Raw genomic sequence first — 15,901 nt, 5'->3', positions numbered from 1 at the left:
ATTACCTCACCTTCTGGAGTGTGTCAAACCGGTCTGTCCCGGTCCGTCCCACTTCAGGCAGTTCGGCACCCGCGAGCCAGCACAGCGGAAGAACCGCTTCACCAGCTCATCGGATTTGACAGGCCGGCCGCTGCGGTCTCCCGCATCCGCGCCCGGTGCCCTGCCGGTCGACAACCTTACCCGGTCGGCTCCGCCCCACCAAATCCGCCTCACGGCGAACCCAGGAGCACCGCCCGAACCGGCTCGCACCAGGCATAACCTAGGCGACCCGGAGGTCATTCCCGACGCCCCGACCGCCCAAGGCTTTCGCCCCGTTCGTCCGTTCCGTCGCCGGCAGAGAGAAAGCTACGCGTCCGGCCCGTCGAACGTCAAATCCGCCGGACGCGTCCCCGGTCACACTGTCGACGGAGGCGAGCAGGCGCCGGTGGCCGGCCACCGCGGCGCGTTCAGCGCGTACCGGCTCGGGACGCTAGCCAGGCGCGGACGCCGAGCAGGCCGACGGCCGTGCCGATGGCCAGGGACGCGGCGATGAGCAGCGCGTGCACCCAGAGGAAGCTGGTCGCCGGCCAGTCGCCGACCGTCCCGGTGGACCAGGACCTCGGGTCCTTCCAGATGGCAACGGCGAACCTGGGCCAGATCGCCCAGGTCCAGACCCCGACTCCAGTGAGGAAGACGGCCCAGCCACGCGACAACACCATGGTCGGCGAGTATGCCAGCGGTACGACCGGGGCGGCCGCAAGCAGGTCCGGTCGGTACGGTGGGGCACATGAATCCGCCGCTGAGTCGTACCAATGCGGAGGCGCACCTCTACATGGACCTGCATCCCTGCTCGTGCGGCGAGTCCCGGTTCCCCCGGCAGAGCGCGGTCGTCGCGCTGGACGACGGCGACCTGGCGAGTCGTTACACCGGCACATGCGCAGGCTGTGGCCGGGACCGTGAGTTCGTCTTCCGGCTGCCACCCGTCATCGACGGGGCGGGCACCGGATTCCGCTACGGCGGCGACGAGCCGTCCCAACTGCTCGACCCGGGCGAGTGGCTTCTGGTCGCCGATGCGTACGCCGGTCAGGTGCCGGCGGCGGCCACTACCGGCGAGGCGGCGCAGCGGGCCCGGGCCGCATTGACCCGGGCCGTCGCCGCACTGGACGAGGTCGGCAAGTTCATCCCAGCCGGTGGCGACGCCGTTCCCCCGGACGTCTTCGGCAGTGACCGAGGGCGGCAGCTGCACCAACGCGAGCCGGGCCGGTTCCGCCGGGATCGGCTGACAGCGGTCCGTGACGCGTACGCCGGGATGTTGTCGCAGCTCGGCTGAGCGGCCCCGCGCCTGCGCCGACGGTGCCGGTGTGGATCAGAGCCGGCGGGCCTCGTCCAGGCAGGCAGCGCTGGTGGCCAGCAGCATAGGCAGCGCCGCGAAGAACTCGCGCAGCACGTGGCGCGGGTCGTGCTCGCGGGCGTCGACGAAGTCGACTTGCGCACCGGCCTCCGCGAACACCTGGCAGACCTCCCAGAGGCTGTCGCCAACGCTGCTCCACTGCCAGATGTCGTGCACGAGGGTGGGCACCCGGATCACCGGTTCCAGACCGAACAGCCCGATGCCGTAGTGCAACGGGTCCTCCGGGTTGTTGCCCAGCGACACCATCAACGGCAACACCCGGTGTGCGCGAGCGAACCCTTCCAGCTCCGAATCATCCGGGCTCACCTCGACCAGCAGCCCGTCCTCCAGGAGCCCGTCGACGATCCGCTCCGGTTCCGCGGCGCCGATGCTGGTGGCGGCATCCAGCACGGAGGTCCTGGTCCACGGCCGGTCGGGATGATCGGTAGGGGGATGTGCGGCGGCCCAGACGGCGAACGTCTGCGGATCCTCCATCGTCACCATGAGCCGACCGATGCTCAACGAGTAGTACTTGACCGGAGCACCCACCTCCGGGTGGAACTCACCGGTGTAGCGGCCGACCGGCAGAATCAACGGCTCCGTCATCGTCGGCGTCCTCGTCTCGGTCATGGTTGCGGCTCCAGGTAGACCACGCTGGCCAGCAACAACGGGTGAAGGGCACGGAGGAGCGCGGTGAGCAGTTGCTCCGGATCTGTCAGCTCCGGGTCGCTGCCTCCCGTATCGCGCTCGTCGGCGGCCAGGGACTGGCACACGGACCAGAGGCTCTCGCCGGATCGTCCGCTCTCCCACAGGTTGTAAACGGTACGGGTGACCTTGACGATCGGCCGTTCGAAGAAGCCGATCGACCACAGCCATGGCTCGTCGGCGCTGTTGCCGAGCCCGAGCATCCGGGAGCCGAGCCGGTGCCGCTGGGCGAACTCGACCGCAGCCGGCGTGTCGGGCACCACCTCTGCCAACAGCCCTTCGGCGAGCAGGCCGTCGAGCAACGGTTCGGGATCCACGCCGGGAAGTTGCCCGGTTGCCGCATCTCGTAGTGAGGCGAGTGACCAGACCTGCTCCTCCTCCCGGTCGGGGGTGCTGTGCGCGAGCGCCCAGAGGACGAAGCGCTGCTCGTCCAGATCCCAGACATCCGGGCCGAGGCGCACCCGCTGGTAGCGCTCCGAAGCACCCACCTTGGGATAGAAGGTGCCGAAGTACTGCCCGAGCGGCAGCAGCAGGGCCGACGAGGTCTGCGTCTTGCTCATGCCTGTCCGTTCTCGTAGTTGCGGGAGTCGGTGAAGGTGCCGGGCGGCAGCATCTGCACCGGAGGAAGCTGGTCCACTTCCATCGGGGTCAACCGGCCGAGGAAATACCCCATCGACCTGGCCACCCCCCGCAGCTTCCGCTCCCGCATGACCGATGCAGGCGGGCCGGGCGGGCCGAGCAGGTCCGATTCGTGCACGAAATACACGCTCTCGTCACCCGACTGCATCGAGATGACCAGCAGACCGCCCGAAGGGTTCGCGATCACCAGCCAGGCCGGTGACAGCCAGGGGTCCCGGTGTACGCGCTGGGCGTGCACCAGATCGAAGAGCGGGTACTCGGGGTGCACGCCGAACAGCGGACGCTCCGGCAGCAGGGCGAACGGCATGCCGGGGATATGGTGCTCCACCTCGGGCTGTGCGCCGTTGTTTCGGCGCAGCCAGTCCCGGTAGTCGGGCGGCAGCGGATGCCCCAGGGCAGTTTCCACCGACTGGAGTTGGGCCTCGTCGAGCTGCCCGTAGGGGCGCAGCCGGGCCGGCTTCCAGAGGCGACCGGTGGGCGGTGCCATCACCTCGTGCTCGTCGACCCGGCGGACGGTGACTTCCCACTCGTCCTCGCTGGCCATGTCGAGATCGGCGAAGCGCCAGGTCTCCTCGCCCACCGGGAACGTCTCACCGAGCGTCACCTCGTGATGCGGGGACTCCTCGTTCCAGTGCGGCATGACGATCATCTCGGCGCGAACCGGTGGCCCGACGTCGACCCACCGCACCGCGAGGCGGGCGTGTCCGATGTCGACCGGAACGTTGTTCGGAATCGATGTGATCTCGGTGAAGGAGCGCAACGGCTCTTCTCCCTGTCCTGTCGTCGGCATCGTCAACCGTTCACCATGTCGTGCAGTGCGGGCTCCTCAGGAAGTGCGAAACCAAGCACCTCCCGAGCGATGCGTTCGGCCTCAGCCCGACCGATTGACATCGACCCTCCGGCGCCGGGCTGTCCACCACCGGCACCCCAGTGGGCCGTACGCTGCCCATGCTCGCAGGACACGACCACGAGCAGGCCATCCACCGTACCGTCGGCACCGAGCAGGGCGAAGTAGCCGACGTGGATCCGCTCGTCATCGACAAAGGTACGGCCGAGCGAATGGCGGTGCGGTCGGCCGGCGGCCCGGTCCGAGGGCTCCTGGAACGGCGCCGGTGAGGACGGCACCGCCGACGGCGGGCGCGGCGGCGAGAGGCCTGGTGGGAGAGCATCAGTCGCGACCGGGCCAGGTGCCGCCACGGCCTGCCCGATCGGAGCCGTGGGGGCGGTGTCCAGGTGGGCGTGGTAACCGCTCATCAGATCCAGGAAGTCCCGGACCGGCATCGGTGCGGGGTGGCTCCGGTTCCACGGGTTACGCAGCGACACCTGGCCGTTGCTGACCGCGACCACCTCGTAGGCGTGACCGGGCACGAGCCCGAACGGAAGCTGCTGACGGATCGCCTGCGGGTATGCCTGCTCCGGCTTGGTGCCGGTGATGACCGGGCTTCCCGCGGCCAGCAGGGCGGCGAGTCGCTGCGCCACCCTGGCCTCCTGCCCCGGCCTGCTGTCGAAGACCGACGACCGGCTAGGCGCACCCGTCAACTGGGTCAACAGTTGCGCCTGCATCCGCGGCGTGCTGCCGACGTTCAGTCGGGCGTAGCCGGCGGGTGCCGCCTGGTGGGGGTGGTCCTTGCTGTGCCAGGATCGCCAGTCGGTCTGCCACTGTTCGTGTTGCCTGGCAGTCCAGGTCCGATCGACGGCTGCCAACGCCTTCTCCAGCAGTGAGGCCCACGCCGAGCCGTTCTGAGACTGATCGGCGTAGGCCGTCGCTCCGTTGGTGCCGGATCGCAGTGGTACGTCAGGGCGCACGGTGATGCGAAGCCGACGACCAGTGGGCTTCATCGCGTCGCCGAGCAGTGTGCTCTCGTGCAGCAGCACGTCGACCGTGCCGTCGGGGTTCCGTTGGAAGAGTTGCGCCAGCGCGGCCGGCCGGTGACCGGCCACAGCGGCGATGCTGGCGAGCATCCCGCAATCGCCGAGCATGCCCTGCCGCACCTGCTCGCGTCGGGGCGGGCCGTCGAACAACGGTGCAGGTTGCCCGGTCCGGGAGTCCACCGCTTGCCCGTACTCGACGGCGCGCCCGGGTTTCGAGTCGGGCAGGGTGACCCGGTCGGCGACCACGGCGATCTCGCTGGTGGTCACGGTCGGGGCGGCCTCGACCTCGACGTCGGGGTCGGGCGGCATCATCGCCCGCAGCGCCTCGGTCAGCGCGTTCGGCACCAGCGCCATCCGCCGGGCATCGGTCAGGTAGTGGAAGTCGTGCGTGGTGAGCACCGCCATGGCGGCGGGATTCGACCCGTACTCGGCGCGGAAGGCGGCACCCACCCGGGCTCGGTCCTCGGCGAGTAGCGCCTTCCGGCCGGCCGGCGTGTTCAGGTCGTACGCGGGAGCCGACGGGGCCAGCGAGAACTCCGGTGCGCCGTCGAGGGTGTACGGACGCAGGTCGAAGCGGCCGGTCAGGTCGACGTAGATGCCCTGGGCGGCGACTCGGTCGGCCAGTTGCGGGTCGACCCGGCGAATCTGGTCCAGCAGGTTCGCCGGCACGCCGATGATCTGCCCGGCCAGGGCGGGCATCCGGGGCAGCGAGGACTGGCTCTGCTCCCCGTGCACGGCCAACTCTCGCAGCTTCGCGGTCAGCTCGGCGACGGGCGGCGGCTGGAGATCCGGAGCGAGCCGGCCCCGGTAGTCGATCGCGCGGAACCGTTCGACCGTCGTCGGGTTGGGGTTGAACGCCAGCGCGCTGGCCACCGCGTCGGGCGTGATCGCCGGCAGGCTCAGCGTCATGACGTGGCTCCACACGTCGGCCGGGAGGGCCGCCAGCCGGGCCTGTGCCTCCGGCGTACCCCAGCGCAGCCCCAGCTGGTCGACCAGCGCGTCGATGTCGGCGCGCAGGGCCAGCCGGGCGGTGGTGTCGGCCTGTGCGTACCAGGCGGCCATCAGCCGCAGCTCGGCCAGCCGGCCCCGGTCCTGGGCGGTGAGGTGGGCCGGGTCGATCGGTCCGTCGGCGGTGCCCTGGTCGAAGAGGCCGACCTGGGCGTCACCGGTCTCGTGTCGGGCCAGCAGTTCGGCGGCCTCGTGCACCACCGCGCGGTCGACCACGCCGTCGGCGGCCCGGTCGGAGACGGCGAGGGTGAAGGTGCCGTCCAGGTTGCGGGTGGTCTCTGCCACCGTTCCGGCGGCGAGCGGGCCGGCGGTGACCCGGATGCGTAGCGGCTCCAGGCCGGGCGCCCGGACCTCGAAGACGTCCGGCCCGACGGCGACGACCTGGTCCGCGCCGATCGGCGCGGCCAGGGTGGGCAGCACCAGCCGGGCCCGGTCCACCACCGCCGTGGGATCGGCCGCCGGCCGGCCCTGGCCGTGGAAGTCGGAATTCGGCAGCGCCGCGACGGTGTTGCGGGCCAGGTCGACGTGTGCGTACCAGGGGCTCATCAGGTCGAGGAAGGCACGCACCGGGATCGGTGAGGGGTGGCTCGAGTTCCACGGGTTGCGTAGGTGCACTTCGCCGTTGGCCACCGACACGATCTCGTACGCGTGCCCGGCGTAGAGCCCGTACGGCGGCTTGCCGTTCGGCTGCGACTGGTACGCCTGCGCGGGAAGCGTTCCGGTGAGCACCGGACTGCCGGCGGCGAGCAGGGCCGCCAACTGCGCCTCGGCGTCGGCTTCCCGTCCGGGCGTCGAGTCGAGCCGGCTCACCCTGGTCGGCATCCCGGTGAGCTGGCTGAGCAGTTCCGCCTGCATCTGCCGGGTGCTGCCGTTGCCCAGCCGGGCGTAGCCGAGCGGGGCGGCCTGGGCGGCGTCCACGTCCGGTCGGGCCGTCCACAGCTGCTGCCACTGGTCGTGGCGTTGCTGGGACCAGGTGCGGTCGACCGCGGCGATCGCCTTCTCCAGCAACGATGCCCAGGACGTGCCGACCATCGACTGGTCGGCGTACGCGCTGCGCCCGTTCGAGTTGGCGTGCAGCGGTACGTCCGGGAACACGGTGATCCGCAGTTGGCGCCCGGTGGGGTTGACCGTGTTGCCCGGCCCGCCGGTCTCGTGCAGCAGCACGTCCACCGAGCCGTCCGGGTTCGGATGGAACATCTGCGCGATCGTGTCCGGCAGGTGACCAGCCACTGAACCGATCACGGCGATCATGCCGCAGTCGCCGAGTGCGCCCTGCTGTACGTCCTCCCGCTTCGGCGGGCCGTCGAACAGCGGCGGCGGCTGCCCGGTGCGGGCGTCCAACGCCGGCCCGTAGACCGGCCCTTGCTTGTTCGCCTCGTCGGCAGGCAGGGTCACCCGGTCGGCGGTGACCCGGACATCGCCGGACGGTCCCTGGGCCGCGGTGGTCTCCGCCGTGGTGGCGGCGGTGGGCGGTACGGGGGTGATGGCACGCAGCGCCTCGGTCAGAACGTTGGGCACCAATCCCATCCACCGGGCCGTGCCCTGGTAGTGGAAGTCGTGGTTGGCGAGCAGCGCGGCGGCCTGGTCGCCGTGCAGCCCGCGCAGGGCGGTCCGGGACCGCTGTCGGTCCTCGTGCAGTTGTGCCTGCCGGCCGGCCTCGGTGGACAGGTCGAACGCCGGCCGGGCCGCCCCCAGGTCGATCGCCGGTACGCCCGCCACCATGTACGGGCGCAGGTCGTAGCGGCCGGTCAGGTCGACGTAGACGCCCTCGTTGGCGAGCCGGTCGGCAAGTTGCGGGTCCACCGCCCGGATCCGGTCGAGCTGCGCCTGCGGGACGCCGACGATCTGTCCTGCGAAGGCGGGCATCCGTGGCATGCCGGACTGCGTCTGCTCGGCCTCGGCGGCCAGTTCCCGCAGCCGGGCATCCAACTGCGCCTGTTGCGGCACCTGGAAGTCCGGTGCCAGCCGGGACCGGTAGTCGATCATCCGGATGCGCTCGACCTCGGTGAGGGTCGGGGCGCCCGCCAGCACCGCCGAGACCGCGTCGGGGCTGAGCGAGGGCACGCTGAGCTGCATCAGGTGGGCCAGGACGTCGCGTGGGATGAGTGCCCACCTGGTTCGCACGTCCGGGTCGCCCACCCGTAGGCCGAGGTGGTCGGTGAGCGCGTCGATCTCGGCGCGTACGGCGAGTCGGGCGTCGAGGTCGGCGCCGGCGTACGCGGCGGCGAGCAGGCGGATCTCGGCCATCCGGCCCCGGTCGTGGGCGGTTAGCCCGGCCGGGTCGATCCGGCCGTCCACGTTGCCCGGGTCGAGTGGACCGGTCAGTGCCCGCCCGGACTCGTGCAGCGCCGCCAGTTCGGCCACCTCGTGCGCGAGCGCCCGCGCCACGGCATGGTCGGCGGCCCGGTCCGACACGGTGACGGTGAACGTCCCGTCGGGGTTTCGGGTCGACTGGGCGACCACTGAATCGGTCAACGGACCGGTGGTGAGACGCACCGTCAGCGGGTCCTGCCCGGCCGAGCGGATCTCGAACAAATCCGGGCCGACCTGGACCACCGCGTCCACCTGGGCGTACGGGGCAACATGGGGCAGTGCGGCGCGCGCCACGTCGAGCACCGCCGCGGGGTCGGCGGCCGGCCGGCCCAGTCCGTGAAACTCGGAGTTCGGTACGGCCGCCGCGGTGATCCGGCCCGAATCCGGGTCCGGGCCCCCGTCGGGCCGCCCGGTGGCGTTGCCTCCCTGCGGTTGGCCGGCAGCCGGGTCCGGAGAGGCCGGGTCCGGGGATACTGCCGAGGACCGGCCGAAGGCGCCGAACAGTCGGCCGAGAATTCCGTTGCGTTGATGTGTCCCGGCCAGCCGTTCGGTGAGCCGGTCGGTCGCCGCCTCCGCCGCGTCGAGCCGTGTCTCCAACTCGGCGGTCGTCTGTTCCAGTTCCCGCACCGGCTCCTGCAACCGGTCGATGATCTGGTCCACCCGGTCGGCGGTTGACCGGGCTTCGCTGCGCGCGTCGAACCGGGTCCGGACGTCGTCGGCCGCCAGGCCGGCGCGCTTCGCGTACCACTTGGTCATCCCGATCACGGGTGCGGCGGCCAGCGCGGCGGCCGGGATGATCGGGGCGAGCGGACTCGCCAGCGCGATCGCGATCGCGGTACCTGCTGCCCCGGCCACACCGGTCGTGACGAAGCTGGAGAGCAGGTACGTACTCAGCCCCGGCACTCCGTGCGGGCGGCCGTTATCGGCGGATTTCTGCTCGGCGCGCAGGGTTCGCAGCTGAGCCGGCCGACTGGCTCGGTCGCCGCCGAATTCGGCGACCACCTGTCGAGCCTCCGGCGGCAGCCCGGCAAGCCGGTCGGCCTTGCCGAGCATGCCGTCGCGTAGGCCGAGCCGGTCGATCACCGCGTACAGCTCACGCAACGCGGGTTTGAGAGACATCGGACCGGCGTTACGGACGTGGTGCGCGGCGGTCTGCAACTCCCACGAGTCGGCCCGTCGGAGCGAATCCGAGGTGTCGGTCCGGGTGGTGCCACCGCCGCGGGAAGTCGGCGGAGTTGGCGTCGGCGTGCCGGCCGCCGGTTGTTGCGCCGCCAGCCGGTCGATCGCCGAGCTGACCCGGTCGAGGTTCGCGATGGCCACCCGAAGTCGGCGTGCCGCGTCGGAGACGGCAGCCTCGGTCGGACCGGCGACGCGCTCCACCCGGGCCGTCGAGTCCGTCGCCGGGTTCGGGTGCTCCAGGTCCCACTTCCGCCGGGCATCCTTGACGGCGGTTTCGATCCGCTTGAGAGCCAGGTCACGCACCGAGCCGAGCACGCCGCCAACGGTCATGTTCACCGGTCCCGCACCGGCAGCGACCTGGATCGCGTTCGCTATCTCGACGGTGGTGGCGGCCTGCACCAGCGGTCCGGGAGTCTGTTCCACCGCGTACACGCCGGCGTTCGGCACGTTACTCGGCCGCGCGTCGCTGTCGGTGGCGTCAGCCGGCCGACCGACGAAGATCCGCGTTACCTTGTCGGCCACAAGCCGGCGGCCGAACCGTTCGGCGACCGGGCGCAGCTCGGCCGGAAGCAGCTCGCGGCGCTGCTCGGCACCCGGGATGCCGTCCCGCAGTCCGAGCTGGTCGAGCATCGCCCGCAGGTGGCGGGCGTGCCTGACCCGAGCTGGGCCCCGGGCCGACTCGTGCCGCGCGGCCAACTCCGCGAGGCGCTGCACAGCGGCGGCGTCGGCCGGGCCGCGCGTACGGTTCGCCGGATCGGCGGTGGATGTGGGACCGGTCGAGGTGGATGTGGGACCGGTCGAGGTGGCCGGATCACCGGACTGGCCGGGACGGCCAAGCGACGCCGAATCAGGCGTGGGCAGACCCGCCCAGGCCGGGTCACCGAAGAGCAGTCGCCGGAACGAGTGGGCGACTCCGTTGCGGCCGTGCGACTCGGCCAGTCGCCGGTTCAGGTCGGCAACCCGCTGTTCCAGGTCGGCGGCGCGGCGGGTGACCTCGGCGGCTCGCTGCGTCACCGCGTCCACCGGCCCCGTCACAACCTCGCTAACCTGCGTGAGCAGAGCATCGGCCGGCAATGCCGGATGTGCCTTGTCCCAGGTGTCCCGGGCATCCTTGGCGGCCGCCTCCCGGCGGGCCATCAGCGGATCGACCACCGCCCCGCTGGCCGTCGCGGTCAGCCCGGCGGTGATGGCGAACCATCCGAGCCTGAGCTGACCGATCAGGTCACCGACAAGGGCGATGCTGCCGGCCGCCAGCACGTTCGGCGCGTTCTCCACCGTGGACATCCACCAGGGCGCGACCTTGCCCGGTCGCTCACCCTCGGCCGGTCGCCGGTCGACGATCACCCGCAGGCGCTCTCGGACCGCCGCCGGACGGGAACCACCGAACCGGTCCGCCAACGACCGGACGTCGGCCGGAAGCAGTTCGCGGCGCTGCTCGGCACCGGGTGTGCCCTGCCGCAGGCCGAGGGAGTCCAGCAGCGCCCGGATTTCCCGGGTCGCACGCGGCCGGGCCCAGCGCGTCCCGGCGTCGCGTTGCGCGGAGAGCGCCCGCAACTCGGCGAGACGCCCCTGCTCGTGCGGGGTGAGCCCGACCGGGTTTGCGGGCCCCGGCGATGCGGCCGGGTCACCCGACCGGCCCACGGACGGTGACGGGCCGGTGGTGGCCGGCGCGGTGAAGCTTCTGGTCCGGCCGATCAGGCGGCGTCGGCCTTCCTCGGCGTCGAGCCGCTGTCCGAGGGCCTCGACCTGGCTGTCGAGCCGAGCCGTCGCCGAGTCGACCTCCCGCGTCGCCGGACCCACGTCGTCGGTCCGGCCGGCGACCTGCTCACCGGTGGTGGCATCGCTGTCGGCGTTGGAGCGGGCCTCCTGGCGCGCGTCGTGCCGGGCCCGGCGGTCCTCGGCGGCCAGGCCGGCCCGCTTGGCCAGCCACTTCGCCGGGCCGGTGGCGACCGCGCCCACCAACCCGCCGACACCGAGCATCAGTGCCAGCTCCGGCCGGCCGGCGTCCGAGGTCAGTTTCACCGCCAAGGCGGTGAGCATCGAGTTCGTCGTGAGGTGGGTGAGCACGTAGGTGCGCAGCCGGGGCAGGCCCGTCGGACGGGCGTCACTGGTTGGTGCGGCCGGCAAACGGCTCGCCGGTTTGCTGCCCGGACGGTCGGTGTGCCAATCGGGGTACACGTCGTTCAGGGCGGTGCGGGTCGAATCCGGCACGGTGGCGAGACGCTGCTCCGCGCCGAGCATGCCGTCACGCAGGCCGAGCCGGTCCACCACGGCGGCCAGTTCGCGCTGGGCTGCGGCCCGAGACCAACGATCGGCAACCGCGACCTGGTGCGCCGCAGTGCGTAGCTCGGCGAGGTCGGCGGGGGAGAGCGGATCGACCGTCGGGGCACCCGGAGCCGACGGGCGCCCGAGTGCCGAAAGTTCGGCCACCTCGTGCGCCAGACCCCGCTCGACGATCGCGTCGGCGGCCCGGTCGGAGAGCGTCACCACGGCAACGCCGTCGGCGTCGAACCGGCCGGTCGCCACCGCCCGGTCCGCGACGGGTCCGCTGGTCAGGCGCAGATCGAAGGTGCTGCCGTCGGCCCGCGTCACCTGGTACGTGCCGTCGGAGCGCGGTTGGACGTCGGAGACTCCGGCGTGCGCCGCCACCTGGCCGATCACGCTGCGTGCCCGGTCCAGAACCGCGTCCGGGTCAGGCTGCGCACGGCCCTGACCGTGGAAGTCCGTACCCGGCAGGGCACTGGCGGTGATCACGGTCCACGTCCGGTCACCGGGGTCGCTCAGTCCGTCAGACGCGGTCGAGGCCGGCGGCACCGCTGTCGTTATGCTGCCGTCGGGCCTGGCAGGCTGGATCGGGTCGCCCTCGGCGTCGAGCACGATCGACCAGACGTCGCCCACCTGATCGGCGTAGAGCGGGTCGCCGTCGGAGAGGCGCCCCCGTTGGCCGTCGACCCAGATGACGGTGCCGTTGTGGTTCACCGCATTCCAGGTGTGCGCGCCACCGTCACCCGACCAGCTGGTGATGATGAGCGCCGCAGCGCCGTGACCAGCCGTACGCAGAGCATCAGCGACCGCGTCCAGGGCGGGGGTACCACTGCCCTGGTGACCGAAGCTGGCTCGCAGTGCCTGTTCCTGCCGGGCGGTACTGCCCCGCTCCACCTCGGATGACGTGGCCGTCGGCGCCGCCACGTCCGGCCGGCCGTACCAGGTCGACAGAACAGAGAGACCGACGTCAGCGCAGTTGGTGCTGCGCCCCGGTTGATCCGGGCCGCCGTCGTTGACCAGCCCCGCCCACGACCCGAGCCGCGGATCCGGGTGGGCCGTCGGGCGTCCGGTCGCCGGATCCCGGGGCACGGCCGCGTCGAGCACGTCCTGGTCGGCCTGGTCGGGCGGCACCAGGCCCTCAGGCTGCCCGTACGGCCGGCTGTCACTCAACAGTGGGCCGTTGCCCACCACCCCGGGCACCGGGGGCTGGTAGGCAGTGACCTCGCGGTCCGGATCGACGAGCGGTTCCACGTTGAACTGCGGGAGGAAGTGTGCACAGGACCGGCATGGTGGGCGGTAGTGCCCGGGCTCATAGCTGATGCCGCCTGACTTGGCCTCCTTGGCCTGGTGCGTGACGATCTTGGCGCCTTCGAAGGCGTTCAGGGCGTACTGCTCGAACGTGCCGGGTTCGCCCGCGTTCCGCCACTGCTGTTCGAGCCGGTAAAGCTGATCGGAGACCAGGGCCACCTCGGCGCACTTGCCGTGCCCGCCACCCACGCCGTCCAACAGGGCCGCTGCCGTCCGGTCCAGGGCGGCCTGTGCGAGCGGATGCACGCTCGGCTGGGTGGGCGGCTTGGTGCCCTTGTCCTCCGTCATACTGGTGTGCGTCGTTAGCTCGCCGTTGGCCATCAGCAACGCGCCGGCCATACCGGGTCGCTTGCCCTTGGAGACGGTGGCAGCCTTGACCGCCGTACGGACGGTCTCGGCCAGGGTCCGCGACGCCTCGATCAGGGAGCGCTCCGCATCCGGACCGGTGGGATCGCCGTCGACCGCCGTCGGATCCAGGTGCCAGCTGTGCGTACCGCGTCCGGTCGGCCCCTCCGATTTCTTGAGGGTTTCCGGATTCACCTGGCCGGCGTTGGTGTCCGGCCCGGTCGGACCACCGTGGGAGGCCCCCGTGCTGGCCGGCACCGGTGCGACGACCGGCCCGTCCGCGGTGGGCCGCTGTGCCTGATCCGCCCGGTCCGCCGCCGGATCGACAGCGCCGTCGCGGGCCACGGGGGCGGTGGTATCGGAGGCGTTGGTGCCGGAGGCGGTCGTGCCTGGGGCGTTGGTGCCGGAGGCGGTCGTGCCTGGGGCGGTCGTCGGGTCGGTGCCCGCCGTCTGGGCCGGCACCGCCGGTGCGAGCGGGTCGACCGGCGTACGTGCCTCCGGCCGGCCAGACGATGGCGTGCTGCCCGGCTGGCTCGCCGCACCCTGCTGGGCTGGGGTGCCCGGCTGAGGAGCAGTTGCCGGATTGGGACTGGTCGAGGTCGGAGCGGTAGCCGGAGTCAGCGAGATCGAACCGGCGGTGTGCGCCGCTGTGGGGTTGACGACCGGCCCGGCGGGAGTGGTACGGCTGGGCGCGGCTTGCGTGGTGGTGCTGCCGGAAGGGGTGGTCGTGCCCGCCGTCGGCGCGCCGGTCGTGGTCGGCGCGTTGGGATTGGTCGCCGCCTGCGGGCCGGTCGGCGGACCCGCTGGCTGTTGGCTGACGGTGGGGGCCGGGTTCGTCGGGGCGGTGGGACCTGCCGGGGTGACATTGCCCGCAGAGAGCCCGGCCGTCGGGGCGGCAAGTGGCGAACCCCCGGGAAGGACCATCGGCGGCGTGTCCGACACAACGGGGTCGGCCTGGTTGCCGACCGGACCGGGGTCGGCCACGACGGTCGTCGGTGTGCCGGTCGATGTTCGGGCGGGACCGGTCGCGGCGTCGCCGGACGTGCTCGTGCCGGCTTCGGTTCGCGGACCTGCACCGCCGGTCTGGTCAGTGGCGCCGCTCGTCCGACGATCGGTGCCGGGCTGGTCGGTGGAGCCGCTCGTCGGGCGATCGGTGCCGGGTTGGTCGGAGACGGGCGCGGCTGGCCCTTCCGCCGTCACCTTCTGCCCGGTGTCGGCGGTGGGGCTGGCCGGAGGGGTGCCGCCGTCGCTCGGTGCGCCCGACCCGTCGACCGACGGCGCACCCGACCCGTCGACCGACGGCGCACCCGATCCGTCGACCGGCGGGGGCGCGAGGTTGATCGAACCCGACCCGCTGGCCGGTACGCTGCCGGCGCCCGTCTGGGTCGCGCCACCGGTGTCGGTGTTCGCGCTGCCGGCGGTGCCGCCCCCGCCACTGGTGCTGCCGCTGCTGGTCGGCACGGAGCCCGCGCCGTTCCCCGAGGTCGAACTACCGGTGGAACCGCCACCCGTCGTCGAATTGGCGCCGCCGCTGGAGCCGGCCCCCGACGTCGAACCGGAGCCACCGCTGGAACCAGCCCCCGACGTCGAATTGGCGCCGCCGCTGGAACCAGCCCCCGACGTCGAGCCGGAGCCGGTCGAGCCGGCACCCGTCCCGCCGGACGCACCGTTCGTGCCGCCCAGGTTGCCGAGACCGTTGGTGCCTCCGACGCCGAGGGATGGATCGATGCCGCCGGCACCCAGGCCGGCGCCGGGGGTGAAGTCGACCCCCAACTTGCCGAGGCCCCAGTTGGTGATCTTCGCGCCCATCGTGCCAGCGCCGCTTCCGATCATGGTTGCCCCGGTGCGGCCGGCACCGCTGGCGAACCCCCCGAGGAAGGCGTCCGCGCCCGGCATGGCCCATTGCCCGTTGATCGTGCCGTTGGCCAGCACACTCGCCGCGGGGGAGATGATCGCGTTCTGCGCGCCGGAGGTGATGCTGGTGCTACCCCAGCGGACCACGCCGCTGCCTGGGAAGGAGAGCCGGGAAGGGCTGAACGAGACGGGCATCCGGGGCGCCACCCGGCGGCCGGCCCAGTGCAGGCCCGTGCCGAGCACCGCGCCGTAGGCGCCACCGACTCCGGCGGTGAGGGTGCGCTTGCCGTCCCACTGTCGCCGCTCGCCGGTGTGCATCTGGTACGCCTGGGCACCGACATCGATGATCAGCTCCTCGCCGATCTCCTCGAGCAGTTCCCGCCCGAGCCGGGTCATGCCCTGCCGGAACCCCTGGCTCGTCACGAACCGCCCGAGCCGCGTGCCGGCGGTCCTCAGCGCCGTCTGCATTCCGGCTCGGGTGAGCAACTGCCGCCCCATCTGAGCGATCAGCCGCCGGAAGGCGATGGTCACCGCCTGCCGGCCGCCTGCCAGGATGCCCGGGATCGCGCCCGCCGAGACCCCGCCCAGCCAGGCCATCAGCAGCGCGACGAAAACCGCGATGACGGTGATCATGACCGCGATCAACACGGTCAGTTTGGCGTACTCGATCTCCAGGGCAGCCTGGTCACAGCCGGACGCGTACGCGGCGGCGACCTCCTGGATCAGGGGCAGCCCGTTGTTCGGGTCGACACCGAGCTGGTTCCACAGCCCGCCGAACGCCTCGCCGGCCCCGCCGCCCCAGCTCTGCAGGATTTTCATCACCGCAGGGTCGGCTTCGAACAGCGCCTCGTTGACCGCCTCCGCCAGCCCCTGCCAGGCGTCGGCGAGCTCGCGCATCTTGTCCTCGTCGCCGCTGGGCCACCCCTCGCCCGCGCCCACCCAGCAGATGGCGTCCCAGACCCACGCGTAATCGCCCAGCCAGCCCCTGGGATTGGGTACCGCCACCCCGTGTACCCCTCCGTCCGATGTCGACCAGCGTCCGGC

General features: G+C 72.1%; 6 protein-coding genes. 1 reads left to right on the top strand and 5 read right to left on the bottom strand.

Annotation, left to right across the window (positions count from 1 at the left end; genetic code table 11):
- Nucleotides 1-446 precede the first annotated feature (446 nt).
- A complete protein-coding gene (locus Vqi01_RS24005; RefSeq protein ID WP_204037110.1) occupies nt 447-698 on the bottom strand; it encodes an SCO4848 family membrane protein in 252 nt (83 codons plus the stop codon).
- Between the two features lie 68 nt (nt 699-766).
- On the opposite strand from Vqi01_RS24005, the gene Vqi01_RS24000 reads away from it, so the two are divergent.
- Nucleotides 767-1,309: a hypothetical protein gene (locus Vqi01_RS24000; protein WP_204037109.1), complete on the top strand. Its 543-nt coding sequence runs from the start codon at nt 767-769 to the stop codon at nt 1,307-1,309.
- A gap of 36 nt (nt 1,310-1,345) precedes the next feature.
- Here Vqi01_RS24000 and Vqi01_RS23995 read toward each other — a convergent pair whose 3' ends face one another.
- Genes Vqi01_RS23995 through Vqi01_RS23985 form a run of 4 tightly spaced genes read right to left on the bottom strand, consistent with a single transcriptional unit; the run spans nt 1,346 to nt 15,862 of the window.
- Nucleotides 1,346-1,999, bottom strand: a complete 654-nt coding sequence (locus tag Vqi01_RS23995) for a hypothetical protein (protein WP_239098621.1) — start codon at nt 1,997-1,999, stop codon at nt 1,346-1,348.
- Nucleotides 1,996-2,634 (bottom strand): hypothetical protein, encoded by a 639-nt coding sequence (locus tag Vqi01_RS30990; RefSeq protein ID WP_239098620.1) that lies wholly within the window; start codon nt 2,632-2,634, stop codon nt 1,996-1,998. Before Vqi01_RS30990 ends, Vqi01_RS23995 begins: the two co-directional genes overlap by 4 nt.
- A complete protein-coding gene (locus Vqi01_RS30985) occupies nt 2,631-3,503 on the bottom strand; it encodes a DUF6406 domain-containing protein (protein WP_239098619.1) in 873 nt (290 codons plus the stop codon). Before Vqi01_RS30985 ends, Vqi01_RS30990 begins: the two co-directional genes overlap by 4 nt.
- A gap of 2 nt (nt 3,504-3,505) precedes the next feature.
- Nucleotides 3,506-15,862: a YwqJ-related putative deaminase gene (locus Vqi01_RS23985; RefSeq protein ID WP_204037108.1), complete on the bottom strand. Its 12,357-nt coding sequence runs from the start codon at nt 15,860-15,862 to the stop codon at nt 3,506-3,508.
- Between the last annotated feature and the right edge of the window lie 39 nt (nt 15,863-15,901).

The sequence above is a fragment of the Micromonospora qiuiae genome (assembly GCF_016863555.1).
Taxonomy (GTDB): domain Bacteria; phylum Actinomycetota; class Actinomycetes; order Mycobacteriales; family Micromonosporaceae; genus Micromonospora; species Micromonospora qiuiae.
Note: the sequence above shows the minus strand (reverse complement) of the source record. Positions and strands in the feature narration are given on the sequence as shown.

What these genes read in the sequence shown, in the direction of transcription:
- Vqi01_RS24005 (WP_204037110.1), bottom strand. Translation starts at nt 698, where the DNA reads ATGGTGTTGTCGCGTGGCTGGGCCGTCTTCCTCACTGGAGTCGGGGTC.
- Vqi01_RS23995 (WP_239098621.1), bottom strand. Translation starts at nt 1,999, where the DNA reads ATGACCGAGACGAGGACGCCGACGATGACGGAGCCGTTGATTCTGCCG.
- Vqi01_RS24000 (WP_204037109.1), top strand. Translation starts at nt 767, where the DNA reads ATGAATCCGCCGCTGAGTCGTACCAATGCGGAGGCGCACCTCTACATG.
- Vqi01_RS30990 (WP_239098620.1), bottom strand. Translation starts at nt 2,634, where the DNA reads ATGAGCAAGACGCAGACCTCGTCGGCCCTGCTGCTGCCGCTCGGGCAG.
- Vqi01_RS30985 (WP_239098619.1), bottom strand. Translation starts at nt 3,503, where the DNA reads ATGCCGACGACAGGACAGGGAGAAGAGCCGTTGCGCTCCTTCACCGAG.